The sequence below is a fragment of the Nocardia sp. NPDC058519 genome, assembly GCF_042719755.1.
GTDB lineage: Bacteria > Actinomycetota > Actinomycetes > Mycobacteriales > Mycobacteriaceae > Nocardia.
In genome coordinates this window covers 125922-152211 of the sequence record NZ_JBHXNK010000003.1, presented here as the reverse complement: position 1 = coordinate 152211, position 26290 = coordinate 125922, and the positions used below count along the sequence as shown (strand labels likewise).

The window sequence follows — 26290 nt, the reverse complement described above, 5'->3', positions numbered from 1 at the left end:
TCAGCGGGGTGGCACGCTCGGTTTGAGCGCTTCGAAACTGCGCGCCCGGATGACGCCGAGCCACAGGCCCGTGCCGTAGGCCACGTCGTCGAGGCGTTTGTAGGCCACATAGCGCAGCGGGTCGAGGCCACCCGCGTCGCGATGGGTGAACCAGTCGGCCAGACCGTCGGCGAGTGCCATCGTGATGGCGATCTTGCGGATCCGGCTCGACGCGATGACGGCGAGTAGCGTCACCGGCCAATAGTCCCGGCACATCGCCGAAGCCAGTCGCCACATGCCGGCGAAGTAACCGCGCGCCAGGTAGACCGCGGCGATCCTGGTCGGGTTGTCGAGTTCGGTGAAGACCCGGCGCAGGCGGACGAGGGCCGTGGCGAGGGTGACGAGTCCGCCGAGCAGACCCCACTTCGACAATGTCGCGAACAGCAGACTCGCCAGCACGGTCCAGGTCGGCACCGACAGCGGCGAGACCAGGCCCGAGTGCCGTTTCCCCAGCGGTGCGGCACCGGTGCCGTAGAACAGCTTTCGCCCGAACCAGGCGCGGAAGGCCACCCGGTGATCGTGGGCGACGTGCGCGGCGGGCTCGTAGCGCAACCGCCAGCCCGCGCGTTCGAGCCGCCAGCACAGGTCGACATCCTCGGCCACCTGCATCGATTCGTCGAATCCGCCCTCGCCGAGCAGCGCGGCGCTCCTGGCCAGCAGCGCCGCGCTCGGCACATACGACACGATGCCGCGCGCGTGCACCGCCGACTCACGGCGGCCGAGGTCGAGGGAGGATCGGGTGTGTTCGTAGCGGGCGAGCGCGTTGGATTCGGAGTCCAAGGCGACGATGCGCGGCGCGACCAGCGCGACCTGCGGATCGCTGAAATGTCCGAGCATGACCTCGAGCCATCCGCTGCGTGGCACCACATCGGAGTCGAGGAACGCGACGAAGCCCGTAGTCGCCGCCTGCAATCCGGCATTGCGCGCGGCCGCGGGGCCGAGCGGGCTTTCGTGCCGCAGCACCGTCACCTGACCGCGGCCCGGTCGCGGCGGGATGCGGACCGGCTCGTCGGAACCGTCGTCGACGACGATCACATTGTGCCCGCGCAGCACCGCCAGCAGACGTAACAGCCCGTCGGCGTTGTTGTAGAGCGGGATGACGACGGTGACATCGTCGAGTGACGGTTCGAGCCGCGGACGTGGGTTGGCCACGCCGGAATCGAGCAGTCGGCGGGCGACGATCGCGGACTTGGTGTCGGTCACCTCCAGGTATCCGTCGCCGATCAACTCGGCGGCCTCCGGGGCCAAGCGCAGCATCCGTGCGGGCGATCCTCCGATCAGGATCCGACCCCCGGAAAATGCGCGTACCCGTGGATCGATCCGTACCCCGAAGCCGTCGGGCAGACGATCATGGCGCATTCCTCGCATGCTATGCGCAGTTGGCCTCTCAGACATCATCACCCCACAAAAAAGGAGGAAAGTCTGCCTGAAATGCCGCCCTGACCGGTTGCCGGACGTGTCAACAAGATCGGCAGCGCATTTCCGGCAACCAGCCTCGGGTCAGCCGAGCGGACTCTCGTTGCACGCCTTGGCAGGTGGGCGCTTCACGGTCAGCGGCAGCGACACCCTGGCCCGGCTGCGAACCGGGCGGGAGTGGTCGACAGCAGGGCGCGGAATGGTGCGCCCTGGTGCCGTCAGCGCCGCTTCGCCATAGCCCTGCACGCACTCCGGATCCGGTCCGTTGGCAGGCAGGCCGGTGAAGAACTTCGCCGCCATGCAGCCGCCGCGGCACGAATCGTAGTGCGAGCACTTGGTGCACGCGCCACCGTCGACCGGTTCGCGCAGTTCGGCGAAGAGCTCCGAGTCGGTCCAGACCGCGTCGAAACCACCGTCGGCGACGATGTTTCCGGCTTTGAAGCGGTCATGGATGGCGAACGGGCAGGCGTAGACGTCGCCGACCGGGTCGACCAGGCAGACCACGCGGCCCGCACCGCACATGTTCAAACCCGGTAGCGCCGAGCCGAATGCGGACAGGTGGAAGAACGAGTCGCCGGTGAGCACACCCTCGCCGTTGAGCACGAGCCAGTCGTAGAGCTCGCGTTGCTGTTCGGGCAACGGGTGCAGTTCGTCCCACACGTCGGCGCCGCGACCCGAGGGGCGCAGCCGAGTGAGTCGCAAGGTGGCGCCGTATTTGTCGGCGATGGCCTTGAACTCGTCGAGCTGGGAGATGTTGTGGCGGGTGGCCACGACCGAGAGTTTCGCGTCCTTGAAACCCGCCGCGGCGAGGTTCGACAGCGCCTTGATCGCGGTGTCGTAGGAGCCGGGGCCGCGCACGGCGTCGTTGACCGCGGCGTCGGCACCGTCGAGGGAGATCTGCACGTCGACGTAGTCGCTGGCCGCCAAGCGCGCGGCGACCTCCTCGTTGATGCGAACGCCGTTGGTGGAGAACTTGACCCCCACATTGTGCGCGGTGGCGTAGTCGACGAGTTCCCAGAAGTCCGGGCGCACGGTCGGTTCACCGCCGCCGATGTTGACGTAGAAGATCTGCATGCGCTCGAACTCGTCGATCAGCGCCTTGCACTGTTCGGTGCTCAGTTCGTTCGGGTCGCGCCTGCCAGAGGAGGACAGGCAGTGCACACACGACAGGTTGCAGGCGTAGGTGAGTTCCCAGGTGAGGCAGATCGGTGCGGCCAGACCTGATTCGAAACGATCGATCAGCCTGCCGCCCTGCGTCGCGGGGCCCGCCTGCGGTGCGGCGGCGTGAATCGGGGCGGGTGCGGCGGTGACCGGGCCTGGTGTCGGCACGATCATGTCGGTATCGGCCAGCTGCCCGAGCGCGGCGAGGTGCGCGTCGGAGGCGTCGATGCCCTTGGCACGCAGTGCGTCACGCACAGAACTGTGCGCGGGCAGCGACCGGACCACGTCGACGAGATCGCGGCTCTTGAGGAACGAGAGCTTGCGGGTCCCGAAGTGGTACAGCAGCGCGCCGAAGGACTCCGGGCGCAACGAGACCCGCGGGTGCAGCGTCCAACGGGTGTCGAGATCGAGCATGGTCAGTACACGCCGCACATGCCGTCGATGCTGACCTCTTCGATCAGCGTCTCGGTGACCAGGTCCTCGTCGGATTCGACGGTCGCAGGCGTGGTGTTCTCAGGCATGACTACCTCCATTGTGTTGCCGGTCACCTCGGACCTTAACGTCAGTGACTGCCATAAAGGGCGGAATCGGAAAATCTTTCTCTGAGCACACCCCACCCCCATCGCGTGCGAACCCCTCTAGACTTCCGGGGGCAGGATGGGAAAAGGGCTGGTGGCCCGGAGGAGGAAGCTTGCGTAACCACGGAGGGGCGGGGAGTGGCGCAAATTCAACTCTGTCCGAGGCGGAGATTGTCGATGCGGCGCTCAAGGTGGTGCGCGAGGACGGGGTCGAGAAACTATCGATGCGTCGGCTCTCGCGCGAGCTCGGGGTGTCGCCGATGGCGCCGTACTACTACGTGGCCGACAAGCGCGAGCTACTCGACCTAGTCGCCAGCGCCGCACTGCTCGGGGTGCGCAAGCCGCCGCGCGAGTCGGGTCCGTGGCAGCAGCGCCTGCGCGATCTGATCGATCAGATAGACGATAAACTGCGCACGCATCCCGGCCTGGGCGACATCTTGCTCGAGCAGATGCTCGGCAAGCAGCTCGACCTGATCGACGCCGTGATGGAGATCCTGTTCGACGCGGGCTTCAGCGACCGCAATGTGCTGGCCGCCTACGCGACCATCCACACCTACCTGTTCGGCCGCAGCAGAGTGAACCCGCGCGACCGTTCCGCGCCGGCGGATGTGTTGTTGCCCGAGGCCGTGGCCCGAGCCACGAAGTACATGTCCGACCTGCGCGGCAAGTACTCCTACGACTTCGGGATGGAGGTCCTGGTCGCCGGACTCGAGGCACAGCTTGCCCTGCAGGCGCGTCCCGGCCTAGCATGAAACTGAAACACGTTCTAGTTTTGCTCGAGAGGACGACATGACCACAGTCGAGGTTCCGCACGGCTCGCGCTCGGTGGTGCTGCGGGTAGCCGCGGTGATCGCCGAAACAGCCGATACCCACTCCGTGGTCTTCGAGGTGCCCGCCGAACTGCGCGAGCGCTTCACCTACTCCCCCGGCCAGTTCCTGACGCTGCGCATCCCGAGCGAGCAGACCGGATCGGTCGCCCGCTGCTATTCGCTGGCCAGCTCGCCGTTCACCGATGATCTACCGAAGGTGACCGTCAAGCGCACCGAGGGCGGCTACGGCTCGAACTGGCTGTGCGACAACCTCGCCGCCGGCGACGAGGTCGAGGTGCTGCCGCCGTCGGGTGTGTTCACGCCCAAGAATCTCGACGAGAACCTGCTGCTGTTCGGGGCGGGTAGCGGGATCACGCCGGTGATGTCGATCCTGAAGTCGGCGCTGTCGCAGGGTTCGGGCAAGATCGTGCTCGTCTACGCCAACCGCGACGCGAACTCGGTGATCTTCGCCGACGAACTCCGCGATCTCGTCGGCAAGCATCCCCAGCGATTCACCGTCATCCACTGGCTCGAACCGCTGCTCGGACTGCCGACCGCCGACATGCTGGCCACCCTGGTCGCGCCCTACACCGCCTACGAGGCGTTCATGTGCGGGCCGAAGCCGTTCATGGACCTGGTGCACGACTCGCTGGCCGCGCTCGAGGTGCCGCGGAACCGGACCCATGCCGAGGTGTTCAATTCCCTCGCGGGCGATCCGTTCGCCGACCACGCACCCGCCGAGGTGTCCGAGGCCGAGGCCGCCGACGCGGCGACGGTCGAGGTGGAGCTCGACGGTCAGGTGCACGAGATGTCGTGGCCGCGCAAGCAGACGCTGGTCGACATCATGCTCGACAAGGGTCTCGACGTGCCCTACTCCTGCCAGGAGGGCGAGTGCGGGTCGTGTGCCTGCACCGTGCTGGAAGGCAAAGTGGAGATGGCCAATTCGGAGATCCTGGATCCCGAGGACATCGCGAACGGGTACATCCTGGGCTGCCAGGCGCGGCCGGTCACCGATCGGCTGCGGATCCAGTTCTAGCGCATGGCGCGGTAGGCGGCGCGTTGCTCGGGGTCGAGGTGTTCGGTCGCGTAGCTCAAAGCGGTGCGGCCCAATTCGGGCGCGTTCTTGTCGAGGAAGTCGGTGAGCGCGGCCGGGTCGACGCGTTTGCCTATTTCGCGCAGCATCCAGCCGAGTGCTTTCTGGATGAGGTCTCGGCGGTCCGCCCGGAGGATTTCGGCGAGTTCCAGCGTCGTGCTCGGGTCGCCCGCCTTGATGAAGGCGAAGGTGGACAGCAGGGCTACCCGGCGCTCCCAGAGTGAATCCTGCTCGGCCAGTTCGAAAAGCAGGGTGCGGTCTTTGTCGAGCAGCCACGGGCCGATGATGTTCTCGGCGGAGGCGTCGACCAGGTCCCAGTTGTTGACTCGGCCCCTTCGGACCGCCGCCAGGTAGAGGTCGACCATCTCCTCGCGGGCCTTGTCGTCGAAGACGCGCGGTTTCGATGCCGCGGCGAAGCGGGCGTTGAGGATGAACAGGGCGGCCAGGCGTTCCTCGTGGAGGGGGCTGTCCAGGAGTTCGTCGATCTGCGACAGGGGAAGTGTGGCGAACTTCTTCGCCACACTTCTGGTGACGGGGACTCGGATGCCGAGGAAGATGTCGCCCTCGCCGTATTCGCCGGGGCCGGTCTTGAAGAAGCGTTGCAGGTGATGCGCATCGGTGGGGTTCGCCAGGTCGGCGAGGGCCTTGCGCACCTGTGCAGCGGTGGGGAGCTCGGACACACGCACCTCCGGGTCGAGGGATTCTCTCCGCATTCAACACGGGTGCGGTGACATGTTCGCGCAGGCGGCCGCCTGCCGATCAAGCGGGCAGCGCGCCGAGCAGGCGGCCCGACTCGAATGTCGCCGCACCGGAGGGCAATTCGCCCGGCCGCCCGCTCGTGCGGACGGTGACGGTGCCGGTGCCGGTGGTGGGGCGGCCTAGCTCGTCCATCTTGCGGAGGGTTTGGGCGGCGACGGCCTGGGCGCTGTCGAACAGGCGCACGCCGTCGGGCAGGGCGGCGACGATGGCGTCGATGACCAGCGGGTAGTGCGTGCAGCCGAGGACCACGCCCTCGACGTCGGCCGGGGTGCGCGCGGCGGAGTCGGCGATGGACTCGCGGATCGCCGTGACATCGCCGCGGTCGATCGCGTCGGCCAGTCCGTGACAGGCGACCCCGACGACCTTCGCGTCACCGCCGAACCGGGCGATCAGGTCGGCTTGGTAACGGCTGGCGGTGGTCGCCGCCGTCGCCCATACCGCCACCGAATTGCATTGCGCGGCAGCCGGTTTGATGGCGGGCACCGTGCCGATCACCGGCACCGAAGCCCCCACCTCGGCCCGCACGTGATCCAACGCCGTGACACTGGCGGTATTGCACGGCAGCACGATCACCTCGGCCCCCGACTCGACCGCCTGCCGCGCCGCGCCGACGACCCGCTCGACCACCCACTGCTCGGGCTTTGGCCCCCACGGCGCGCCGTCGGGGTCGAGCAGCAGCAGCAGATCGACGTCGGGCCGCAGCTTGCGCAACCACGAAGCCGTAGGCAACAGGCCGAGGCCGGAATCGATGAGCGCGACGATCACCGCTACACCGTATTACAGGTGCGAGATCGGCCCTGCGCGCCCATGTGTGCGCCGCCCCTCCTACCCGGGGTCGAGTAGGCGTCTGGTCTGATCCCACAGTCCGTCGAGCAACAGGGGATTGTTGTGGAGCTTGGCGAACAGCAGCGCTCCCTCGAGTTGCGCGAGCACCGAACGGGCAGTGCTGACGGGATCGACGCCGTCGATCTCGGACACCAGGTCGGCGACGATCGTTGTCTGTTCATCGAAGATCTCTTGAATCCTCCTGCGCACCAGAGGTTCTCGGTCACTCAATTCGAGCCCGACGTTTGCCAGCATGCAGCCGCCGAGGTTGCCGGTGGCTGCCCGGTATACGTACTGAGCCTCGACTTGGGCGCGCACCAGCGATTCGAGGCGGGATGCCGGTGCGGTATCGCCGTCACGGGCGGCCAGCCACGTGGGGCGTTGCCCCTCCCAGTAGGCATCGATCACGGCGATCGACAGCGCCTCCTTGGAGGCGAAGAAGTGGTAGAAACTGCCCTTCCGCACGTCAGCACGCGCGCAGATCTCGGCGACGCCGATGGCGGCGTAGCCGCGCTGATGCATGAGATCCCCCGCGGAGTCGAGCAGGCGCTCTCGGGCATCACTCGTTCTTCCCATTTCCCCACAGTAGACGACCGGTCAACTTTCTGTTTATAGTTGACCGGTCGTCTACAAATGAAGGATGGACATGTCCACAATCACCGTTGCCGTCGCTTATCACAGCGGATACGGCCACACCGCGCGGCAAGCGAAGGCCGTAGCGTCGGGAGCAGAGAGCCTCGACGGCGCAACAGCCGTGCTGGTCGACGTCGAGGAACTCGGCGAGAACCTGTGGAACACCCTTGCCTCCGCCGACGCCATCGTGTTCGGCTCGCCCACCTACATGGCCAGCCACACCGCGGTGTTCCAGGCTTTCGCCGAGGCCAGTTCCGGGGTATGGCTCGAGCAAGGATGGAAGGACAAGGTCGCAGCCGGATTCACCAACTCCGCCGGTGTCAACGGCGACAAGCTCAACACCCTGGTCTGGCTTTCCCTGTTCGCCGCGCAACACGGGATGACTTGGGTCGGCCTCGGTCTGCCGCCCGGTTGGGCCTACACCGCTGCCGGTGAACGCGACTCGCTGAACGCGCTCGGCGGTTTTCTCGGCGCGATGGCGCAGTCGCCGTCCGACGTGGGGCCGGACGAGGCGCCTGTGCGCGCCGATCTGGACACCGCCGCGCACCTGGGCCGTCGCGTCGCCGAGCAAGCGCTGCTGCTGGCGCACGGCCGAGAGGTTGTGCCCCAGTGAACGCATTCACCGAACTGATGGGAATCGAACATCCCATCGTGCAAGGGCCGTTCGGCGGTGGGCTGTCCACGGTCGAGCTGCTGGGAACCATCTCCGACGGCGGCGGGCTCGGCTCCTTCGGCGCACACATACTGGATGGGCAGGGCATTGTTGAGCTGGTGACCGAATGCCGGGCACGTACCCAGCGACCTTTCAACATCAATCTGTGGGTACCGCAACCGGACGAACCCACAACCCTCGCGGCTGCGGACAAGCTCCGGCTCCAACCGTTCTACACCGAACTCGGCACCGAACCGCCGCACGGCATCTTCACGCCGGACTACGCGGAGCAGCTCGCCGGGGTACTCGAAGCGGCGCCACCGGTAGTGAGTTTCGTGATGGGCATTCCCGACGCGGGATTTCTCGCGGCCGCCCGCAAGCGCGGGATTCTCACGCTCGGCACCGCCACCACGGTCGACGAAGCCGTTGCCATTGAGGCCGCGGGCATGGACGCGGTGGTCGCGTCCGGGTCCGACGCCGGTGGACATCGCGGCGCGTTCCTAGCCCCGGTGCACGAGTCGTTGGTCGGCACATTCTCACTGATTCCCCAGGTAGCGCAGTCTGTTTCGATCCCTGTCGTGGCAGCAGGCGGCATCGCCGACAGCCGTGGGGTCGCTGCCGCGCTGCTGCTCGGCGCGGACGCTGTGCAAATCGGGACCGGCTTTCTGGCCACCGAGCAATCAGGTGCGAGCGCGGTGCATCGCGCCGCGCTGCGCTCGGCAGGTGCCCGTACGACGGTGCTCACCCGACTGTTCTCGGGGCGGACGGCACGGGGCATCGCGAACCGCTTCGTGCGTGAGATGGCCAGGTACGAAGCCGAGGTACCCGCCTATCCCGCACAGAACGCCCTCATGATGCCGATCCGGAAAACCGCCGCACAGCAGGGTAGTTCAGAGCTGCTCAATCTGTGGTCCGGGCAGTCGGCGGCGCTGGTGGGCAGCACCGCCGCCGCCGAGTACCTGGCGGAGTTGGTCACCGGGCTGGGCAACCAGCAGGTCCCTGCCCACCTATGAGGTTCAGCCCGCTGCGGCGAGGAGGTCGGCTACCGGGGTGGGGGTGGCGAGTTTGGCGCGCAGTTTCATCACCTGGCCGGTCAGGCCGGCGCCGAGAACGGCGGTGAGAACGCCGTCGCGGGAGTAGTAGGCGAGGAACTTGCGGCCGTCGTCGGTGACGATGGTGACGTCATCGTTGGGCGATGGGGTGCCGAGTGCCTGGATCTTGACGTCGTACTGGTCGCTCCAGAAGTACGGTACGCGGGCCATGGTGGGGGGCGCGCCGCCGAGGAGGGCGGTGACCAGGAGTTTCGCCTGTTCACCGGCGCTGGTCCAGTGTTCTACGCGCTTGCGGACGCCGCTGTCGTGCTGCCAGGCGGCGACGTCGCCGACGGCCCAGACGGCGTCGGCGGAGGTGCGGCCGACCTCGTCGGCGAGCACGCCACCGCCCGCGGACCTGTCGGCCAGTTCGATGCCGGAGTCCGCCAGCCAATCGGTGACCGGGACGGAGCCGACGCCGACCACGACCAGGTCGGCGTCGATTTCGGTGCCGTCGGTGAAGACCGCGCCACGCACCCGGCCGGAGTCGTCGGCGCGCAGGGTGTCGACGCCGACGCCGCAGCGCAGGTCGACACCTTCGTCACGGTGCATGCGCGCCACCAGGCCACCGACCTGCTCGCCGAGGACCGAAGCGAGCGGGGTCGGCTGCGGTTCGACCAGGGTGACCTCGACTCCGGCAGCACGGAAGCTGGCCGCGAGTTCACAGCCGATGAAACCGGCGCCGATGATCAGTGCGCGGTTCGCACCGTCGAGTTCGGCGCGCAGGGTTTCGGCGTCCTCGTGGGCACGCAGCACGTGCACGCCCGCGACGTCGGGCAAGCTGGGGAGCCTGCGGGGGCGCAGACCGGTCGCGATGATCAGCTGGTCGTAGGCGACGGTGCCGCCGTCGGCCAGGGTGACGGTGCGCGCGGCGGTGTCGACGCCGGTGACGGCGGTGCCCAGGCGCAGTTCGATGTTCTTGTCCGCGAAGAACTCCGGCGGCCGAAGGGTGGTGTCGTCGGTCTCGCCGCGGACGAACTGCTTCGACAGCGGCGGACGGTCGTACGGCGGGCGCGTCTCGTCGCCGAGCAGCAGCACCCCGCCCTCGTACCCGGCCCGACGCAGTTCCTCGGCCGTGCGCAGGCCTGCCAGACCCGCTCCGACGATCACGATGGGCGCGCTCATGTTGTGTCCTCTCGGCATGCTCGGTCACCGACCACCCATGCCATGTTCTGCTGTGTCGCGGACCACTACGGCCCCCAGATGTTTGTACCAGTGCGCCGGGCCGCTGTGACACCCACGTCGCAACCCAACCGTGCCGCTTCCGATATCGACCGGGCGGTCAATCAGGAGTAGACCGAGGTCAGAAGTATTTTCGTCTCATCGAGGAGGCACAACCTATGTTCACCAACAGTCGCGCACAGGATTTTCTCGCTGTCGTGCTCGGCGCATTCACCGCACTGTCGCCCCTGTGGCTCGCCACCAACGACAACGCCCGCTGGACCCTCATCGTGCTCGGCGTACTCATCGCCGCGACCGGTCTGATCCAGATGGCCAGGGATGACCTGATCGTCGCGGACTACGCGATGGGCGTATTCGGCGTGCTGCTGTTCATCTCGCCGTGGGCAATGGACTTCACCGCCTTCAGCGGCGCGTCCTGGACCGCATGGGTGGTCGGAGTGGTGACGGCGGTGGTGGCGGTCGCCGCACTGCCCGCGATGAACCAGCGCCTGCACAACATGGCTCCACATCACTGATGCCGGGCCGACGAGTCGGGCGCCGCAACGCGAAACGCGATGGCGACGCCCGGCAACTCATCCTGGATGCCGCCGAAACCCTGTTCGCCACGCAGGGATTCGATGCCACCGCGACCGCCGCCGTCGCCGCGGCCGCCGACGTGCCGAAAGGACTGGTCTTCTACTACTTCCCCACCAAGAACGCGATCCTGTCCGCGCTTATGCGCGAGCGCGTCCCGGAACACCCGATCGACGACCTCACCGCCGTGGTCACCCCCGGCGATCCGGCCGCCAGCCTGATCAACCTCGACACCGCGATCAACCTGCGTGACCACCATTCCTCGGTCCTGCGCGTGATCATGTGGCGCGAGGCCGACACCCACCCCGACGTCCGCCGCACCCTCCGCGCCCTGCGCGACCAGCTCCTCGACGTCACCGCCCGGGTGCTGCAAGCCAGCACGCCGGTCCCCGTTCGGCCCGGCACCCTCCACGCGTGCGCCGCCGCCTGGGTGTCCGCCATGTTCGCCATCGCCAGTACCGACCGTCTCCACGCCCTCGACGGCCTACCCGTTCCGACGGCCGATGACCTGATGAATGTCGCCCAGGTGGTCGCGGCGGGCATGACCCAACTCGGCTGAGCCCGGCTCGATCCGCGGGACGCCCGGCGAATTGCCGCGGAGCAGGCGGATCGCCGCCAGCCCGAGGACAGCGTGCAGGAAGGCCGCTGTCGCGGCGACCACATGCAATCCGCTGACGAAAGCGCTGCGAGCGTCCGCAAGTACGGCGGGGGCAAGGGCCGGGAGACGCAGGGTTTCGCCGAGGGTGGGAGCGAGGTCGGGGCCGTCGACGCGGAACAGCACGGCGGCCAGGGAACCGAAGAGGGCGATACCGAGGGCGTTGCCGAGCTCGTTGCCGGTTTCGGCCAGCGCGGCGGCCGCCCCTGCCCGTTCGACCGGAACCGCGGCGACCGCGATATCGGCGACCACGCTGAACGAGATGCCGTAGCCGATGCCGGCGACCGCGGTCGCGGCGATATACCAGCCGACACCGCCGCCGGTGCTGGTCGGCAACAGCAGTATCAGCCCGACCGCGATCGTGAAGTGGGCGGTGATCAGCGCTGCCGAGTGGCCGATGCGGGCGACGACGGCCGGGGTGACGACGGCGGCCACGGTGAGAACGAGGGCTCCAGGGACCGCGAGCAGCGCGGCGTCGGCGATGGACATCCCGAGGACCGATTGCAGGTAGGTCGCGGCCAGGTACGCGGTCGCCGACCAGGCTGCCAGTGGCAGGAACCCGGTGATGATCGCGATGGTGAAGACCCGGTTGCGGAACAAGGTGAAATCGATGAGCGGATTGTCGATGCGCCCCTGCCTGCGGCCGAACGACCCGAGCAGAGCCATACCGGCCAGACCGGCGATCACCGATGATATCGAGATACCTTGCGCAGCAATATGTTTCACCGCATACATCGTCAGCAATAGCCCGGCCGCCGAGGTGAGCACGCTCGCCACGTCGATCCGACCGAGCCCGGTCGCGCGCACCTCACCGAGCAGGACCGGCGCCAGCACCAGGAACACCAGCACCACAGGCACATTGATCAGCAGCACCGATCCCCACCAGAACCGGGTGAGCAGCTGACCGGCCACGATCGGGCCGATCGCGAAACCCGCGGCGAAGGCGGCGGCGAAGATGCCGATGGCCCGCGCGCGTCGACGTGGGTCGGTGAACAAGGTGCCGAGCACTGCGAGCGCCGACGGCAACAGCGTCGCACCGGCCACACCCATCAGGACGCGGAAGGCGATCAGCAGTTCGGGGCTGGTGGCGAAGGCCGCGCCCACCGAGCCGAGGCCGAACATCACCGCGCCGATCATCAGCAGGCGCTTGCGGCCGTAACGGTCACCGATGGTGCCGAACGCGATCAGCAGTGCGCCGACCGCGAAGCCGTAGCTGTCCAGGATCCAGAGGGATTCGTCGGCCGAAGGCGACAGCGCGTCGGTGATGGCGGGCATCGCCAGGAACAGCACCGACCCGTCCATCGCGACGAGCAGTACGGGGCCGAGCACCACCAGCAGGCCCAGCCAGGACCGCAACTCGGTGTCATGGGTTCGATTCATGTCACCGAGCTTGCGATCGGGCGCGGGCGGCAACCAGACCCCTGACGTGGGTACACCCAGCCGGGGTAGGCAGCACCGCGCCCAGGTGCCTACGATCGGAACGATGGAGTTGGAAAGCCTCGGAACGTTCCTCAAGTCCCGCCGCGACCGCACCACCCCCGAACGGATCGGCCTACGTACCTTCGGTGTCACCCGCCGCGTGCCCGGCCTGCGTCGCGAGGAACTCGCTCAGCTCGCCGGGGTCAGTGCCGGGTACTACACCCGCCTCGAACAGGACCAGGCCGGAACCGTCTCCGCCCAGGTCATCGATGCCATCGCCCGGGTGCTCCAGCTCGACCCCGCCGAAACGGCCCACCTGCACAACCTCGCCGGTCAACCGGCCGTCCCGCGCCTGGTCAGGGCCGAACCGGAACAGCCCCACCCACGGGTACTCACGCTGCTCACCTCACTCGGGGACACCATGCCCGCCGTCGTCCTCGGTCGCCGTGGCGATGTGCTCGCCTGGAACCGTGCCGGACACGCGCTCGTCGCCGAGCACCTCGACTTCACCGCGCCCAGCGATCCCGCGCGACGCCCGTCGATTCCGCGCCTGTTCTTCCTCGATCCCCTCGCCAGGGACCTTTACCGCAACTGGGACGAGCTCGCCCGCATTCACGTCGGCTACCTGCGGCTGACCGCGGGACGGTATCCCACCGACGCGCATCTGGCCGAACTGATCGGCGAACTCGCCATGCGCAGTACGACTTTCGCGACGCTGTGGGCTGGGGCGGAGGTCGCCGATTGCACCGTCGGGCCCATGGATCTGCGTCATCCGACGGTCGGGCGCGTGGATGTCGACTATCAGGTGTGGTTGCAGCCCGACAGTCCTGACCATCGGCTCGAGGTCTACACCGCGCGCGATGAGAGTTCGGCCGATGCGCTGCGCCTGCTGGCCGCATCCGCAGGGACGCGCCAACTCCCCGCGATGGTCGACTCCGAGACGTCGGACGGAACCCACCCGTAGGCATCACGGACGGAACCGGTGACGCCGCACGCAGTGCGACGCCACCGGTTTCGATCAGCCGCCCGTGATGATCGACTCGGCCGCACCCGGTGGGACCGGAGCATAGGAGTCGAACACCATCGAGTAGTTCGCTCGGCCACGGGTTTTCGAGCGCAGGTCCCTGATGTAGCCGAACATCTCCTGGAGCGGGGTCAGTGCGCGGATCACGTGCGCGCCACCCCGTTCCGTGAGGTCGGTGACCCGGCCACGACGGGCGTTGAGGTCACCGATCACCTCGCCGACGTACTCCTCCGGTGTCACGACCTCGACGGCCATCACCGGTTCGAGCAGTACCGGCTTCGCCCTCGCAACCGCGGCGCGCACCGCTGCCGCACCCGCGAGACGGAACGCCAGCTCCGACGAATCCTGCACGTGGGCGGCGCCGTCGAGCAGCGTCACCTTCACGTTCACCAGGGGGAAGCCGCCGAGCGTGCCGACGCACAGCGCGTCCTGTGCGCCCGCGTCGACCGCGGGGATGTACTCCCGCGGTACGCGCCCGCCGGTGACCCGGCTTTCGAACTCGTAGATCGCGTCGTCATCGGCCACGTGCGGTTCCAGCGCGATCACCACCTTGGCGAACTGCCCGTGCCCACCCTGCTGCTTGCGGTGGGTGTATTCGAACAGATCGACTGCAGCGGTGATGGTTTCGCGGTAGGCCACGCGTGGGGCGCCGATGTCGGCGTCGACCCGGAACTCCCGTTTCATCCGGTCGACCAGGATCTCCAGGTGCAGTTCGCCCATGCCACCGATGACCGTTTGACCGGTTTCGGCGTCGACGTGCACGGTGAACGTCGGGTCCTCGTCGGCCAGACGGGCCAGGGCGGTGCCCAGCTTGTCCTGGTCGGCGCGGGTCCTCGGTTCGATCGAGACGGCGAGTACCGGGTCGGGGAAGGTCATCGACTCCAGCACGACGGGGGCTTCCCGATCGCACAGGGTGTCTCCGGTTCCCGTCGCCTTCAGGCCGATCACGGCACAGATCTGACCGGCCTGCACTCGCTCGACGGCGATCTCGGTGCTCGAATGCATCTGGAACAGCTTGCCGAGGCGCTCCTTTCGTCCAGTGGTCGAATTCGATACGGTCGCTCCGGGTTCGGCGGTCCCGGAGTACACCCGCAGGTAGACGAGCTTGCCGAAGAACGGGTGCAGCGCGACCTTGAACGCCAGGGCCGCGAACGGCTCGGCGATATCGGGCGCGCGATGGATGTGCTCACCAGCCGGTGAGAATCCGTGCACAGCAACAACATCCAACGGTGACGGAAGGTAGTCGACGACGGCGTCCAGCAGCGGTTGCACGCCGATGTTCGCCAGGGCCGAGCCACACAGGACCGGGTAGGCCTGTGCGTCGATCGTCATCCGCCGGATGGCCGCTTTCAGCATGTCGACGGTGATCGGCTGACCGGCGAGGTAGCGCTCCAGCACTTCCTCGTCGGCTTCGGCGACCGCCGCTTCCAGCGCCTCGCGGTGTTGGAAGGCCTTGGTACGCAGCTCTTCCGGGATCTCGACCGTCTCGAAACGTGCACCGTGGTCGGTGTCGCCACGCCACACCTTCGCGGTCATCTCGACCAGGTCGATAACCCCTTCGAACTCCCGTTCCGCACCGATCGGCAGCTGAATCACCAATGGGCGCACCCGCAGTCGCTCCGCGATGGTCCGCACGGTGAACGCGAAATCGGCACCGAGCTTGTCCATCTTGTTCACGAAACAGATCCTCGGGACGCCGTACTTGTCGGCCTGGCGCCATACCTGCTCCGATTGCGGCTCCACGCCTTCCTTGGCGTCGAACACGGCGATCGCACCGTCGAGCACCCGCAGCGAGCGCTCCACCTCGACGGTGAAGTCGACGTGGCCAGGAGTGTCGAGGATGGTGATCTGGTGCTCGTTCCACGAGCAGGTGGTCGCCGCCGCCGCGATCGTGATGCCGTGTTCACGCTCCTGGATCATGCGATCCATCACCGCGGTGCCGTCGTGTACCTCGCCGAGGGTGCGGGTGACACCGGTGTAGAACAGCACCCGCTCGGTGGTCGTGGTCTTGCCCGCGTCGATGTGGGCGGCGATGCCGATATTGCGTATGCGGGCGAGATCGATTCTGGTCATGGGAATCCCCCAGGCTGGTTCGGTCGATGAATCGACGCTCGCCGGTTGTGCGTTCCTGGGACGGCACGGGCGTCGGATCACGCGGCGCCGCACCGGCGCCGAAGGACCCGATGCGAGCTAGAACCGCGACTGCGGACGTGCTGTAACCATGCGACAAGTTCTACGCGAGGAGACGGCGCGCTGTCGACCGGATTTTCGCCGCCGGGCATAAACACGCCACCACCACGGTTCGTCACAACGAGCAGCCCCGCAACCACTAGGAGCCGACCGATGCCCGAAACCCCACTCGACCTGCACGCCCTCATCGCCGACTCCCGCATCGGCATCCTCGCCACCATCAAGTCCGACGGCCGCCCTCAGCTCTCCCCGGTCACCCCGTACTACGACCGCGCGGCGGGCATCATCTACGTCTCCATGACCGAAGGGCGCGCCAAGACGGTCAACCTCCGTCGCGATCCGCGCGCCGCCATCGAGGTCACCAGCGCCGACGGATGGTCGTGGGCCACCGCCGAAGGCACCGCGACATTGACCGGTCCCGGTACCGATCCGAATGGACCGGAAGTCGAGGCATTGGTCGACTACTACCGGGCAGCGGCGGGCGAGCACCCCGACTGGAACGAGTATCGCGAGGTCATGGTCTCGGACCGGCGGGTACTCATGGCGTTGTCCGTAGAGCACGTCTACGGGGCCAAGATTCGCTGAGTCAGGTTGTCGCGGACAGGAATTCGGTGACGTCTGGGGCGAACCTGGCATGTTTGATCGCACCCAGATGGCTGGTGGCGGGGTAGATGATCAGGCGGGAATCGGGGATGCCTTCGGCGGTGTAGCGGAACGAGGATTGGTCGTAGAACTCGTCGCGTTCGCCGGCGACGACCAGCGTGGGGGCGGTGATGTCGGTGAGGCGGTCGGTCAGGTCGAAGGCATCTTCGGCCTGAACGAAGGCGAGGGTGTCGGCGGGGTTCTTCGGGCGGAGCAGCGGGTCCGCCAGCCAGGCCATCGCGCCGACGAGGCGGGCCTTCAATGGCGATTCGATGCCCTGGGTTGCCAGGTGGTGCAGGGACCGCTTGCCCGCGGCGGCGGCTTGCGCGTAGTTCATCTGCGACGTGCGCGCGGCTTGGTCGAGCCGGTAGGCGGAGGAGGCGATCACCAGTCGGCGCACGGCGGACGGATGGTCGGCGGCGAGTTGCAGCGCTACCGAACCGCCCGAGGAAATGCCGAGAACGTCTACGGGAGCGTCGAATTCGGCGCGCAGGGCTTGCGCGTGCGCCTGCGCGATATCGGCCATCGAGGTGCCTGCCGCCATCCCCGGCGCGCGATTGACCGCGTACACCCGGAAGTTCCTGGCCAACGGCAGCATCGTCTTGATCTCGCTGGACCGCAGCCAGCCACGCGGATTGGCATGGTCGGGCGTGAACCACCGCAAGAACACCAGCGGCCGCCCCGACCCGAACGCGAGATAGGGCATCCCGTGTTCGAGCACCCCCTCGCTGACATCCAATTCCCGTTCGAGCGCAGCCCTGCCCATGACGTCTCCGATCCTGTCGAATGCGTTAGCGCCCCAACGCTACCGAGCACCACCGACAACCACGATGACCTGCGACGTCATCCACCGTCGGTAGGCTGGCGGTTCGTCGACTACAGGAGAATCCGATGGGACAACAATCGCTGCTGCGCCGCGGTGTCGGCGCGTTCAACACGGGCGTGGTCGCCCTGACCGAGGCACCCGTCATCGGCAAACTGCTGGGCAAGGCCTTCGCCCAGATCACCTACGTCGGCCGCCGCTCCGGCCGCACCATCAGCACCCCTGTCAACTACCGCCGCTCCGGCGACGAATACCTCATCGGCGTGGCCATGCCGGACAAGAAGAGCTGGTGGCGCAACTTCCTGGGCGAAGGCGCCCCCGCCACCCTCCGCATCGACGGCATCGACCACCCCGGCCACGCCATAGCGACCCGAGACGCCCGCGGCGGAGTATCCGTCCGCTTCCGCCCGGAGTAGCTCGCACGGAAACGCCGAACGGCGCCGCTCCCAGGGGAGCGACGCCGTTCGGGTTGTGCAGTGGGTCTACAGACTCACTTGATGATCTTCGTGACGCGACCGGCACCGACGGTGCGGCCACCTTCGCGGATCGCGAAGCGCAGGCCTTCGTCCATGGCGACCGGCTGGATCAGCTTGACCAGCATCTCGGTGTTGTCGCCGGGCATGACCATCTCGGTGCCCTCGGGGAGGGTAACGACGCCGGTCACGTCCGTGGTACGGAAGTAGAACTGCGGGCGGTAGTTGTTGAAGAACGGGGTGTGGCGGCCGCCCTCGTCCTTCGACAGGATGTACGCCTGGCCCTCGAACTCCGTGTGGGGAGTCGTGGTGCCCGGCTTGACGACAACCTGGCCACGCTCGACATCTTCGCGCTTGATGCCACGAACCAGCAGGCCGACGTTGTCGCCCGCCTGGCCCTGGTCGAGCAGCTTGCGGAACATCTCGATGCCGGTGACGGTGGTCTTGGTCGACTTCTCCTTGATGCCGACGATTTCCACCTCCTCGTTCACGTTGACGATGCCGCGCTCGACGCGACCGGTGACGACGGTGCCACGACCGGTGATCGTGAAGACGTCCTCAACGGGCATCAGGAACGGGAGCTCGGTCTCGCGGACCGGGTCCGGGATCGAGTCGTCGACGGCCTGCATGAGCTCGACGATGGCCTCGGCCCACTTCTCGTCGCCCTCGAGGGCCTTCAGACCGGAGACACGCACGACCGGCGCGTCCTCGTCGAATTCCTGCGAGGCCAGCAGTTCGCGGACCTCCATCTCGACGAGCTCGAGGATTTCCTCATCGTCGACCATGTCCGACTTGTTCAGCGCGACCAGGATGTAGGGCACGCCGACCTGACGGGCGAGCAGCACGTGCTCGCGAGTCTGCGGCATCGGGCCATCGGTGGCCGCGACCACCAGGATGGCGCCGTCCATCTGCGCCGCACCGGTGATCATGTTCTTGATGTAGTCCGCGTGACCCGGGGCGTCGACGTGCGCGTAGTGGCGCTTCTCCGTCTGGTACTCGACGTGGGAGATGTTGATCGTGATACCACGAGCCTTCTCCTCCGGCGCCTTGTCGATCTGATCGAACGCAAACGCGTCGTTCAGGGTCGGGAACTTGTCAGCCAGCACCTTGGTGATCGCTGCAGTCAGCGTGGTCTTGCCGTGGTCGACGTGACCGATGGTGCCGATGTTGACGTGCGGCTTCGTCCGCTCGAACTTCGCCTTCGCCACTTTGGGTCCTCCTGGACTTGTTGGTGCGTGCATTTGCAGCAGTGCGTATGGTCATCCCCACTGGGGGTGGGGATCGGGTTTCTTCTTGACGTCCAGCACTTGCGGTCCAGTGTGTCACTGGACCGCAAGAGGGTTTTATTCGCCGGTCGCCTTAGCGATGATCTCCTTGGACACGTTGGCCGGAACCTCCGCGTACTGGGCGAACACCATGGAGTAGTTCGCGCGACCCTGGGTCTTGGACCGCAGGTCACCGATGTAACCGAACATCTCCGAGAGCGGAACCAGCGCCTTGACGACACGGGCACCACTGCGTTCCTCCATGGCCTGAATCTGGCCACGGCGGGAGTTGAGGTCGCCGATCACGTCGCCCATGTATTCCTCGGGCGTGATGACCTCGACCGCCATGAGCGGCTCGAGAATCACCGGACCGGCCTTACGGGCCGCTTCCTTGAGGGCCTGCGAACCCGCGATCTTGAACGCCATTTCCGAGGAGTCGACGTCGTGGTACGCGCCGTCGAGCAGGCTGACCTTCAGGTTCACCAGCGGGTAGCCGGCGAGCACGCCGTACTGCATGGCATCCTGGGCGCCCGCGTCGACCGACGGGATGTACTCACGGGGCACACGACCACCGGAGACCTTGTTCTCGAACTCGTAGGTCGCGCCGTCTTCGCCGACGAACGGCTCGAGGGCGATGATGACCTTCGCGAACTGGCCGGAGCCACCCGTCTGCTTCTTGTGGGTGAACTCGTGCTTTTCGACCTTCTTGGTGATGGTCTCGCGGTAGGCCACCTGCGGCTTGCCGACGTTGGCCTCGACCTTGAACTCGCGACGCATACGGTCGACGAGGATGTCGAGGTGGAGCTCGCCCATGCCGCCGATGACGGTCTGGCCGGTCTCCTGGTCGAGCTTGACCGAGAACGTCGGATCTTCGCGCGCCAGCTTCTGGATCGCGGTGCCGAGCTTCTCCTGGTCGGACTTGGTCTTGGGCTCGATCGAGACCTCGATGACCGGATCCGGGAAGGTCATCGACTCGAGGACGACCTGGTTCTGCGCGTCGGACAGGGTGTCACCGGTGGTGGTGTCCTTCAGGCCGATGACCGCGTAGATGTGGCCTGCCGACGCCGTGGCGACCGGCATCTCCTTGTTGGAGTGCATCTGGAACAGCTTGCCCAGACGCTCCTTCTTGCCCTTGGTCGAGTTGACGACCTGGGCGCCGGAGGCTACCTGACCCGAGTACACGCGCACGTAGGTGAGTTCACCGAAGAACGGGTGCACCGCGATCTTGAACGCCAGCGCCGCGAACGGCTCGTCGACGTTCGGCTTGCGGGTGATCAGCTCTTCTTCCTTGTTGGGCACGTGGCCGGTGGTGGCCTCGACGTCCAGCGGGGAAGGGAGGTAATCGATGACCGCGTCGAGCATGGGCTGAACGCCCTTGTTCTTGAACGCGGAACCACACAGCACCGGGTACAGCTCGGAGTTGACCGTCATCTTGCGGATGGCGCCCTTGATCTCCTCGATGGTGAGATCCTCGCCACCGAAGAACTTCTCGAGCAGTGCCTCGTCGGACTCGGCGACGGTCTCGAGCAGTTCCTGACGGTACTGCGCGGCCTTCTCCTCGAGGTCGGCCGGAATCGCGACGACTTCGTACTCTTCGCCGAGCTTGGTCTCGCCCTTCCAGACCTTGGCGTTGTTCTCGACCAGGTCGACGATGCCCTCGAAGTCGTTCTCAGCGCCGATCGGCAGCTGGATCACGAGCGGGCGAGCGCCGAGACGGTCCTTGATGGTCTGCACGGTGAAGTAGAAATCCGCACCGAGCTTGTCCATCTTGTTCACGAAGCAGATACGCGGCACGTCGTACTTGTCGGCCTGACGCCACACCTGCTCGGACTGGGGCTCGACACCCTCTTTGCCGTCGAACACCGCGACCGCACCATCGAGCACGCGGAGCGAACGCTCCACCTCGACGGTGAAGTCGACGTGCCCGGGGGTGTCGATGATGTTGATCTGGTTGTCTTTCCAGAAACAGGTGGTAGCCGCGGAGGTGATGGTGATACCACGCTCCTGCTCCTGCTCCATCCAGTCCATCGTGGCCGCGCCATCGTGAACTTCACCGATCTTGTACGTGATACCGGTGTAGAACAGGATGCGTTCGGTCGTGGTGGTCTTGCCCGCATCGATGTGGGCCATGATGCCGATGTTGCGGACCTTGTTCAGGTCGGTGAGCACGTCCTGTGCCACGAAATTCTCCCTTTTAAGTGACGGGCCGGGCAATCACCAGCGGTAGTGCGCGAAGGCCCGGTTCGACTCGGCCATCTTGTGGGTGTCCTCGCGACGCTTCACGGCGGCACCGAGGCCGTTGCTGGCATCGAGGAGCTCGTTGGCGAGACGCTCGACCATGGTCTTCTCGCGACGGGCGCGGGAGTAGCTGACCAGCCAGCGCAGCGCGAGGGTGTTGGCGCGGCCCGGACGGACCTCGACCGGCACCTGGTAGGTGGCGCCACCGACACGACGGGGCTTCACCTCGAGGGCGGGCTTGACGTTGTCCAGCGCGCGCTTGAGGGTGACGACCGGATCGGTGCCGGTCTTCTCACGCGCCTGCTCGAGTGCGCCGTAGACGATGCGCTCGGCGGTGGACTTCTTGCCGTCCATCAGGATCTTGTTGACCAGCTGAGTGACCAGCGGGGACCCGTAGACCGGGTCGTTGATCAGCGGACGCTTGGGTGCGGGGCCCTTGCGTGGCATATCAGCTCTTCTCCTTCTTGGCGCCGTAGCGGCTGCGCGCCTGCTTGCGGTTCTTCACGCCCTGGGTGTCGAGCGATCCACGGATGATCTTGTAACGGACACCCGGGAGGTCCTTCACACGACCGCCGCGAACGAGCACCATGGAGTGCTCCTGCAGGTTGTGGCCTTCACCGGGGATGTACGCCGTGACCTCGATCGCGCTGGTCAGGCGAACACGCGCGACCTTACGGAGCGCGGAGTTCGGCTTCTTGGGGGTGGTGGTGTACACGCGAGTGCACACGCCACGACGCTGCGGGCTCCCCTTCAGGGCCGCAGTCTTGGTCTTGGTGACCTTGTCGCGGCGACCCTTGCGGACCAGCTGGTTGATGGTTGGCATAGACCGGCTTTCCTTATTGGTAATTGCGCTTGGTGTGCAGTGTCTTGCAGTTCATCGAGCTTTCACTCGCACGTCAGACCACGTTTCCGTTAACCCGTGGTCGGGCGTGTCGCGGTGGCGCTCAGTGCCCTTTTCAAGGCACGTTGGAACGTATCGGCCGCTTTCGCTGGCCTACGTTCACACACGAACTTGCCCGTAGCAATCCGGGCACAGGGATCTACGATACCCACCTGCCCGATTCGGGGTCAAAGCGGGGGGCCGCGTCAAGCCTTCTACCGGGCGAGATCCAGAGTCAGCTCGACCAATTTCTGGGCGCCCGCGCACGGATCGGGGTGAGCCGAGCCGGGCCGGTAGTTGATCCACCAGCCGACGACGCCGACATCGGCGGCCGGTGCGGTGACGCCGCAGGAGTCGTTGTCGCCCGGCCGACGCACCTGCAGCGCCCTGCGGCCCTGCACGGTGATGTCGCCGGAGAGGTAGCCCAGCTTGTCGTTGGTGGTCTTCTCGTTGTTCAGGGTACCCATCTCGTACCAGTTGAGGCTGACCATGGCTCCCCCACCAGGTGCGTCCTCGACATCCCACATGCAGACGGCCCCGCTGAAGGAGGCACCGACCATCTTGGCGTTGCCGACGATCTCGCCGATCTTGTCGGGGGCCACCACCTCGCACTCGCGCAGCAGCTTGTCGAAGTCGGTGTTGATCGACTCCCCACCGCCACCCTGGCCAAGGGGCTGGGCGGTGCCCTCGATCTTCTGGCCGCAGCCCGCCAGCGCGAGGCTGAGCATCAGCGCGGCGACGGCGATCCTGCCCGCCCTCACTTCAGCCGTCCCACGGTCAGCTCGGCCAGTTTCCTGGTCCGGTCGCACGGGTTCCCGCCGGTGGCGAAGAGGCCGGTGGATATCGACCATTCGAAGAAGTCGTCGTCGAGTTGCACGGCGAAGTCGCAGACAGTGCCCTCCGGCGCGAGCGCCTGGAAGCCGGGGTGGCCGCCGACGTCGACGGTCTCCGGTGCGCGGCCGACGTTGGACACCCACGCCTTCTCACGTTCGATCGGACTGCCACGGTAGGAGGCGAAAGTGACGCTGGGCGAAGATAATCCGGCCGCCTGCCAGTTGCAGCCGGTCGCGTTCTTGTAGACCCGCGCGATCTGGCCGAGGCCGGCCAGGGTGCGCACTTCGTCGTCGGTGACGTGACCGCACTCGCCGACGAAGGGGCCGAGTGAGGCGACCTTCGGTGGTGGTCGATTTGGCCCTGTCGGCGTATCGGAGTCGCCCCCCGATCCGCACGACGTCAGCATGACGACCAAGGTCATGCCGGTGATGATCGCCGAGGGGATCCGCATGCCATGAACTCTAACCGGCGGCGCGGTCCGGTCACAGGTTGCCGCGGGCCTCCTGTTCGCGTTCGATGGCCTGAAAAAGGGCCTTGAAGTTGCCTTTTCCGAAACCGAGTGAGCCGTGTCGCTCGATGAGTTCGAAGAAGACGGTGGGTCGATCGGTGAGGGGGCGGGTGAAGATCTGCAGGAGGTAGCCGTCCTCGTCGCGATCGACCAGGATGCCTCGGCGCTGGAGTTCGCCGACCGGGACCCGCACGGCACCGATTCTGGCGCGCAATTCCGGGTCCTCGTAATAGGTGTCGGGGGTTTGCAGGAATTCGACGCCCTCGGCGCGCAGGGCGTCGACGGTGGTGAGGATGTCGCCGGTGGCCAGGGCGATGTGCTGCACGCCGGGACCGCGGTAGAACTCGAGGTACTCGTCGATCTGAGAACGCTTGCGGCCCACCGCCGGTTCGTTGAGCGGGAACTTCACGCGGTGGTTGCCGTTGGCGACGACCTTGCTCATCAGCGCGGAGTACTCGGTGGCGATGTCGTCGCCGACGAACTCGGCCATGTTCGTGAATCCCATGACGCCCCGGTAGAAGTCGACCCAGCGGTCCATCATGCCGAGTTCGACATTGCCGACCACGTGGTCGATCGCCTGGAACACGCGCTTGCCCGGCTCACGGGTGGAGGTGCGCGCGATATAGCCGGGGAGATAGGGGCCGACGTAATCGGAGCGGTCGATGAGGGTGTGTCTGGTGTCGCCGTAGGTGGCAAGTGCGGCGGAGCGGACGGTGCCGAATTCGTCGGTCTCGTCATGGGGTTCGACGAGGATCGTCGCGCCGTGCTCGCGGGCCCAGGCGATGCAGCGGTCCACGTCGGGGACCTCGAGCGCGATATCGACGATGCCGTCGCCGTGCCGGTCATGGTGTGCGACGAGTGGGCTGTCGGGGTCGACCGCGCCGGTGATCACGAACCGCGCTCCCCCGCTGCGCAGCACGAACGACTTGTGGTCGCGATTGCCGGTCTCCGGCCCCGAATACGCCTCGAGTCGCATGCCGAACGCGGATTGCAGGAAGTGGGCGCTCTGGGTCGCGTTGCCGACAACCCAGACGAGTGCGTCCCACCCGATCACCGGAAACGGATCGACACTGTCGTCATGCTCGATCAGCCCGACGAGCTGCTGCTCAATGGTCATGACCTAGGAAATCGCGTCATGCCACAGGTGGGCAACTACCCCATATTTGCCTGAACAGGCTGGCTCGAGAAGCCACCGAATGCACACAAATGATGGACAATTTGAATAGCAACCGGACATGGAGGTCTTCTCATGCGCACGCCCGCGAAATTGGATGAGCTCGACCTGGCGATCCTCACCGCGATGCACGAGTTCCAGAAGGCCGGAATTCTCGAGCTGTCGCGGCGGACGAAGGTCGCGCGGGCGACGGTGCAGGCGCGGATCAACCGGATGGAGGAATCCGGGGTGATCGCCTCCTACGATCCGCAGATCGATGTCACCGCAGCGGGTTTCGATGTCCAGGCATTCGTGACCTTGGAGATCGCGCAGGGAGCGCTCGACTTGGTGAGCGCGGAGCTCGCGGCGATTCCGGGGGTGGTCGAGGCGTACGCGACGACCGGGTCCGGTGACGTGCTGTGCCGGATCGGGGCCGATTCACACGCCGGGTTGCAGTCGGTGTTGCTGAGCATCGACCGGACCGGATCGGTGGTGCGGTCGCACAGCGTGGTCGTGTTGTCGACGGTGATCGCGCGCCGCACCATGCCGCTGCTGCGCACCCTGGCCCCCTCGGGTACCGCGAAGGCGCCCGCCTATCGGACCGAGCACCCCCGCTAGGGTTGCCGCTGTGACGGCGAGCAGCTCCTCTCGGGTCTATGACGGCCGCCCGGTCGATGATCGCCGGGCGGATCGACGGGCACAGTTCATCGCCGCCGGGCTCGCCGTGTTCGGCGAGCACGGCTACCAGGGCAGCTCCATCACCGGAGTGTGCAAGGCCGCCGGATTGGCGCGCGCGCAGTTCTATGAACACTTCGACAACCGTGAGATGTTGCTGCTCGCGGTCTACGACCTGATCCAGGCCGACGCCCGGCTCGCCGTGACCGAGGCGCTGGCAGCGGTCACCGATGCGGACGCGGCCACGCGGGCGAGAATCGCGGTGCGCGCCTATGCCGAGTCGATCGGCAGCGATCCTCGGCGCGCCCGGGTGTCGTTCGTCGAGATCGTCGGCGTGAGCGCGGGCGTGGAGAAGCATCGGGTCGAACAGCGTGAGATCTGGGTGCAGTTCTTCACCGCGGAATTGCGACGGACGCTCGGGCAGGATTTCGTTCCGGCGGGCGGATATCGCGCCGGCGCAACGGGTTTCATCGGCGCATTGATGGCGCTGGTGCATCAGTGGAGTACCGACGACCCGACCGGCGGGCCCGCAGCGGCGCGCGCCGAACTCGACGACCTCGTCGAGGTCCTCACCCTCTTCCTCATCAGCCTGATGTAGCTGCCCCGGCCTCGGCCGGGCACGCCGGATCTCGCGTACCCGAGGCGGTGAGTGAGCCAGCGCATTCGCGCGAACATTTGAGACGGGCATCACTGCTGTGCC

Annotated in this window: 28 protein-coding genes; 11 read left to right on the top strand and 17 right to left on the bottom strand. The window is 66.7% G+C overall.

All coding sequences use genetic code 11. The features are described from left to right. The 3 genes from mftF to mftA all read right to left on the bottom strand — a co-directional run bounded on the left by mftF (window position 1) and on the right by mftA (window position 3137). The gene (gene mftF, locus ACFWPK_RS05280; protein ID WP_378913302.1) at window positions 1-1398 is read right to left on the bottom strand and encodes a mycofactocin biosynthesis glycosyltransferase MftF; all 1398 of its coding nucleotides are present in this window, start codon (window positions 1396-1398) and stop codon (window positions 1-3) included. Between the two features lie 141 nt (window positions 1399-1539). Beyond that, the gene (gene mftC / locus ACFWPK_RS05275) at window positions 1540-3030 is read right to left on the bottom strand and encodes a mycofactocin radical SAM maturase (protein WP_378913473.1); all 1491 of its coding nucleotides are present in this window, start codon (window positions 3028-3030) and stop codon (window positions 1540-1542) included. Between the two features lie 2 nt (window positions 3031-3032). Beyond that, entirely contained in the window at window positions 3033-3137 is a 105-nt protein-coding gene (gene mftA / locus ACFWPK_RS05270; RefSeq protein WP_101468422.1) for a mycofactocin precursor MftA, read from the bottom strand. A gap of 170 nt (window positions 3138-3307) precedes the next feature. Between mftA and mftR2 the strand changes: the two genes are divergently transcribed. Next, window positions 3308-3946 (top strand): mycofactocin system transcriptional regulator MftR2, encoded by a 639-nt coding sequence (gene mftR2 / locus ACFWPK_RS05265; protein ID WP_378913300.1) that lies wholly within the window; start codon window positions 3308-3310, stop codon window positions 3944-3946. Between the two features lie 37 nt (window positions 3947-3983). Then, window positions 3984-5039: a 2Fe-2S iron-sulfur cluster-binding protein gene (locus ACFWPK_RS05260; protein ID WP_378913298.1), complete on the top strand. Its 1056-nt coding sequence runs from the start codon at window positions 3984-3986 to the stop codon at window positions 5037-5039. On the opposite strand, the gene ACFWPK_RS05255 is transcribed toward ACFWPK_RS05260, so the two are convergent. The 3 genes from ACFWPK_RS05255 to ACFWPK_RS05245 are packed head-to-tail and all read right to left on the bottom strand — an operon-like array spanning window position 5036 to window position 7256. Then, complete coding sequence (locus ACFWPK_RS05255) at window positions 5036-5809, bottom strand: DNA alkylation repair protein (RefSeq protein ID WP_378913296.1); 774 nt, start codon at window positions 5807-5809, stop codon at window positions 5036-5038. The genes ACFWPK_RS05260 and ACFWPK_RS05255 overlap by 4 nt on opposite strands. Window positions 5810-5855: 46 nt before the next feature. Beyond that, a complete protein-coding gene (locus ACFWPK_RS05250; protein WP_378913295.1) occupies window positions 5856-6620 on the bottom strand; it encodes a glutamate racemase in 765 nt (254 codons plus the stop codon). A gap of 60 nt (window positions 6621-6680) precedes the next feature. Further along, window positions 6681-7256 (bottom strand): TetR/AcrR family transcriptional regulator, encoded by a 576-nt coding sequence (locus ACFWPK_RS05245; protein ID WP_378913294.1) that lies wholly within the window; start codon window positions 7254-7256, stop codon window positions 6681-6683. A 70-nt stretch (window positions 7257-7326) separates the two neighbouring features. Between ACFWPK_RS05245 and ACFWPK_RS05240 the strand changes: the two genes are divergently transcribed. Together ACFWPK_RS05240 and ACFWPK_RS05235 are read left to right on the top strand one after the other, a co-directional pair. Next, complete coding sequence (locus ACFWPK_RS05240) at window positions 7327-7926, top strand: flavodoxin family protein (protein WP_378913293.1); 600 nt, start codon at window positions 7327-7329, stop codon at window positions 7924-7926. Further along, on the top strand, window positions 7923-8978 hold the full coding sequence (locus ACFWPK_RS05235; RefSeq protein ID WP_378913292.1) for an NAD(P)H-dependent flavin oxidoreductase: 1056 nt from the start codon (window positions 7923-7925) through the stop codon (window positions 8976-8978). Before ACFWPK_RS05240 ends, ACFWPK_RS05235 begins: the two co-directional genes overlap by 4 nt. A gap of 3 nt (window positions 8979-8981) precedes the next feature. Here the strand turns inward: ACFWPK_RS05235 and ACFWPK_RS05230 are convergent, their stop codons facing one another. Beyond that, entirely contained in the window at window positions 8982-10181 is a 1200-nt protein-coding gene (locus ACFWPK_RS05230) for an NAD(P)/FAD-dependent oxidoreductase (RefSeq protein WP_378913291.1), read from the bottom strand. Between the two features lie 215 nt (window positions 10182-10396). Here ACFWPK_RS05230 and ACFWPK_RS05225 point away from each other — a divergent pair, with 215 nt between their 5' ends. Then, window positions 10397-10753 carry an SPW repeat protein gene (locus ACFWPK_RS05225; protein ID WP_378913289.1) on the top strand — a complete coding sequence of 119 codons (357 nt, stop codon included), beginning with the start codon at window positions 10397-10399 and terminating at the stop codon, window positions 10751-10753. Further along, on the top strand, window positions 10753-11370 hold the full coding sequence (locus ACFWPK_RS05220; protein WP_378913288.1) for a TetR/AcrR family transcriptional regulator: 618 nt from the start codon (window positions 10753-10755) through the stop codon (window positions 11368-11370). Before ACFWPK_RS05225 ends, ACFWPK_RS05220 begins: the two co-directional genes overlap by 1 nt. Here ACFWPK_RS05220 and ACFWPK_RS05215 read toward each other — a convergent pair. Then, window positions 11296-12846: an MFS transporter gene (locus ACFWPK_RS05215; protein WP_378913286.1), complete on the bottom strand. Its 1551-nt coding sequence runs from the start codon at window positions 12844-12846 to the stop codon at window positions 11296-11298. The two genes, ACFWPK_RS05220 and ACFWPK_RS05215, sit on opposite strands and share 75 nt — an antisense overlap. 103 nt (window positions 12847-12949) lie before the next feature. Between ACFWPK_RS05215 and ACFWPK_RS05210 the strand changes: the two genes are divergently transcribed. Continuing rightward, window positions 12950-13849: a helix-turn-helix transcriptional regulator gene (locus ACFWPK_RS05210; protein ID WP_378913285.1), complete on the top strand. Its 900-nt coding sequence runs from the start codon at window positions 12950-12952 to the stop codon at window positions 13847-13849. 54 nt (window positions 13850-13903) lie between these two features. Here the strand turns inward: ACFWPK_RS05210 and fusA (ACFWPK_RS05205) are convergent, their stop codons facing one another. After that, window positions 13904-15982, bottom strand: coding sequence for an elongation factor G (gene fusA, locus ACFWPK_RS05205; RefSeq protein ID WP_378913284.1), 2079 nt, complete (start codon window positions 15980-15982; stop codon window positions 13904-13906). A gap of 270 nt (window positions 15983-16252) precedes the next feature. Here fusA (ACFWPK_RS05205) and ACFWPK_RS05200 point away from each other — a divergent pair, with 270 nt between their 5' ends. Beyond that, window positions 16253-16684: a PPOX class F420-dependent oxidoreductase gene (locus ACFWPK_RS05200; protein WP_378913283.1), complete on the top strand. Its 432-nt coding sequence runs from the start codon at window positions 16253-16255 to the stop codon at window positions 16682-16684. A gap of 1 nt (window position 16685) precedes the next feature. Here the strand turns inward: ACFWPK_RS05200 and ACFWPK_RS05195 are convergent, their stop codons facing one another. Beyond that, the gene (locus ACFWPK_RS05195) at window positions 16686-17507 is read right to left on the bottom strand and encodes an alpha/beta fold hydrolase (RefSeq protein ID WP_378913282.1); all 822 of its coding nucleotides are present in this window, start codon (window positions 17505-17507) and stop codon (window positions 16686-16688) included. A gap of 125 nt (window positions 17508-17632) precedes the next feature. On the opposite strand from ACFWPK_RS05195, the gene ACFWPK_RS05190 reads away from it, so the two are divergent. After that, a complete protein-coding gene (locus tag ACFWPK_RS05190; RefSeq protein ID WP_378913280.1) occupies window positions 17633-17980 on the top strand; it encodes a nitroreductase/quinone reductase family protein in 348 nt (115 codons plus the stop codon). A 74-nt stretch (window positions 17981-18054) separates the two neighbouring features. On the opposite strand, the gene tuf is transcribed toward ACFWPK_RS05190, so the two are convergent. The 7 genes from tuf to hppD form a co-directional block, all read right to left on the bottom strand. Further along, the gene (tuf, locus tag ACFWPK_RS05185; protein WP_056814209.1) at window positions 18055-19245 is read right to left on the bottom strand and encodes an elongation factor Tu; all 1191 of its coding nucleotides are present in this window, start codon (window positions 19243-19245) and stop codon (window positions 18055-18057) included. A 135-nt stretch (window positions 19246-19380) separates the two neighbouring features. Then, entirely contained in the window at window positions 19381-21483 is a 2103-nt protein-coding gene (fusA, locus tag ACFWPK_RS05180; protein ID WP_067449655.1) for an elongation factor G, read from the bottom strand. A 33-nt stretch (window positions 21484-21516) separates the two neighbouring features. Next, window positions 21517-21987 (bottom strand): 30S ribosomal protein S7, encoded by a 471-nt coding sequence (gene rpsG / locus ACFWPK_RS05175; protein WP_056814216.1) that lies wholly within the window; start codon window positions 21985-21987, stop codon window positions 21517-21519. A 1-nt stretch (window position 21988) separates the two neighbouring features. Then, window positions 21989-22363: a 30S ribosomal protein S12 gene (gene rpsL, locus ACFWPK_RS05170; protein WP_056814220.1), complete on the bottom strand. Its 375-nt coding sequence runs from the start codon at window positions 22361-22363 to the stop codon at window positions 21989-21991. 272 nt (window positions 22364-22635) lie between these two features. After that, the gene (locus ACFWPK_RS05165; protein ID WP_378913278.1) at window positions 22636-23181 is read right to left on the bottom strand and encodes a DUF3558 domain-containing protein; all 546 of its coding nucleotides are present in this window, start codon (window positions 23179-23181) and stop codon (window positions 22636-22638) included. Beyond that, window positions 23178-23705: a DUF3558 domain-containing protein gene (locus tag ACFWPK_RS05160; RefSeq protein ID WP_378913277.1), complete on the bottom strand. Its 528-nt coding sequence runs from the start codon at window positions 23703-23705 to the stop codon at window positions 23178-23180. The genes ACFWPK_RS05165 and ACFWPK_RS05160 overlap by 4 nt, the downstream gene beginning before the upstream one ends. Before the next feature lie 31 nt (window positions 23706-23736). Next, window positions 23737-24879, bottom strand: coding sequence for a 4-hydroxyphenylpyruvate dioxygenase (gene hppD / locus ACFWPK_RS05155; RefSeq protein ID WP_378913276.1), 1143 nt, complete (start codon window positions 24877-24879; stop codon window positions 23737-23739). 132 nt (window positions 24880-25011) lie between these two features. On the opposite strand from hppD, the gene ACFWPK_RS05150 reads away from it, so the two are divergent. Together ACFWPK_RS05150 and ACFWPK_RS05145 are read left to right on the top strand one after the other, a co-directional pair. After that, complete coding sequence (locus tag ACFWPK_RS05150; RefSeq protein WP_378913275.1) at window positions 25012-25533, top strand: Lrp/AsnC family transcriptional regulator; 522 nt, start codon at window positions 25012-25014, stop codon at window positions 25531-25533. A 10-nt stretch (window positions 25534-25543) separates the two neighbouring features. Continuing rightward, window positions 25544-26188 carry a TetR/AcrR family transcriptional regulator gene (locus tag ACFWPK_RS05145; RefSeq protein ID WP_378913274.1) on the top strand — a complete coding sequence of 215 codons (645 nt, stop codon included), beginning with the start codon at window positions 25544-25546 and terminating at the stop codon, window positions 26186-26188. Window positions 26189-26290 lie beyond the last annotated feature (102 nt).

Coding starts and splice junctions, on each gene's coding strand:
- mftF (WP_378913302.1), bottom strand. CDS start 1,398: ATGCGCCATGATCGTCTGCCCGACGGCTTCGGGGTACGGATCGATCCA.
- mftC (WP_378913473.1), bottom strand. CDS start 3,030: ATGCTCGATCTCGACACCCGTTGGACGCTGCACCCGCGGGTCTCGTTG.
- mftA (WP_101468422.1), bottom strand. CDS start 3,137: ATGCCTGAGAACACCACGCCTGCGACCGTCGAATCCGACGAGGACCTG.
- ACFWPK_RS05260 (WP_378913298.1), top strand. CDS start 3,984: ATGACCACAGTCGAGGTTCCGCACGGCTCGCGCTCGGTGGTGCTGCGG.
- ACFWPK_RS05255 (WP_378913296.1), bottom strand. CDS start 5,809: ATGCGGAGAGAATCCCTCGACCCGGAGGTGCGTGTGTCCGAGCTCCCC.
- ACFWPK_RS05245 (WP_378913294.1), bottom strand. CDS start 7,256: ATGGGAAGAACGAGTGATGCCCGAGAGCGCCTGCTCGACTCCGCGGGG.
- ACFWPK_RS05240 (WP_378913293.1), top strand. CDS start 7,327: ATGTCCACAATCACCGTTGCCGTCGCTTATCACAGCGGATACGGCCAC.
- ACFWPK_RS05230 (WP_378913291.1), bottom strand. CDS start 10,181: ATGAGCGCGCCCATCGTGATCGTCGGAGCGGGTCTGGCAGGCCTGCGC.
- ACFWPK_RS05225 (WP_378913289.1), top strand. CDS start 10,397: ATGTTCACCAACAGTCGCGCACAGGATTTTCTCGCTGTCGTGCTCGGC.
- ACFWPK_RS05220 (WP_378913288.1), top strand. CDS start 10,753: ATGCCGGGCCGACGAGTCGGGCGCCGCAACGCGAAACGCGATGGCGAC.
- ACFWPK_RS05215 (WP_378913286.1), bottom strand. CDS start 12,846: ATGAATCGAACCCATGACACCGAGTTGCGGTCCTGGCTGGGCCTGCTG.
- ACFWPK_RS05210 (WP_378913285.1), top strand. CDS start 12,950: ATGGAGTTGGAAAGCCTCGGAACGTTCCTCAAGTCCCGCCGCGACCGC.
- fusA (WP_378913284.1), bottom strand. CDS start 15,982: ATGACCAGAATCGATCTCGCCCGCATACGCAATATCGGCATCGCCGCC.
- ACFWPK_RS05200 (WP_378913283.1), top strand. CDS start 16,253: ATGCCCGAAACCCCACTCGACCTGCACGCCCTCATCGCCGACTCCCGC.
- ACFWPK_RS05195 (WP_378913282.1), bottom strand. CDS start 17,507: ATGGGCAGGGCTGCGCTCGAACGGGAATTGGATGTCAGCGAGGGGGTG.
- ACFWPK_RS05190 (WP_378913280.1), top strand. CDS start 17,633: ATGGGACAACAATCGCTGCTGCGCCGCGGTGTCGGCGCGTTCAACACG.
- rpsG (WP_056814216.1), bottom strand. CDS start 21,987: ATGCCACGCAAGGGCCCCGCACCCAAGCGTCCGCTGATCAACGACCCG.
- rpsL (WP_056814220.1), bottom strand. CDS start 22,363: ATGCCAACCATCAACCAGCTGGTCCGCAAGGGTCGCCGCGACAAGGTC.
- ACFWPK_RS05160 (WP_378913277.1), bottom strand. CDS start 23,705: ATGCGGATCCCCTCGGCGATCATCACCGGCATGACCTTGGTCGTCATG.
- hppD (WP_378913276.1), bottom strand. CDS start 24,879: ATGACCATTGAGCAGCAGCTCGTCGGGCTGATCGAGCATGACGACAGT.
- ACFWPK_RS05150 (WP_378913275.1), top strand. CDS start 25,012: ATGCGCACGCCCGCGAAATTGGATGAGCTCGACCTGGCGATCCTCACC.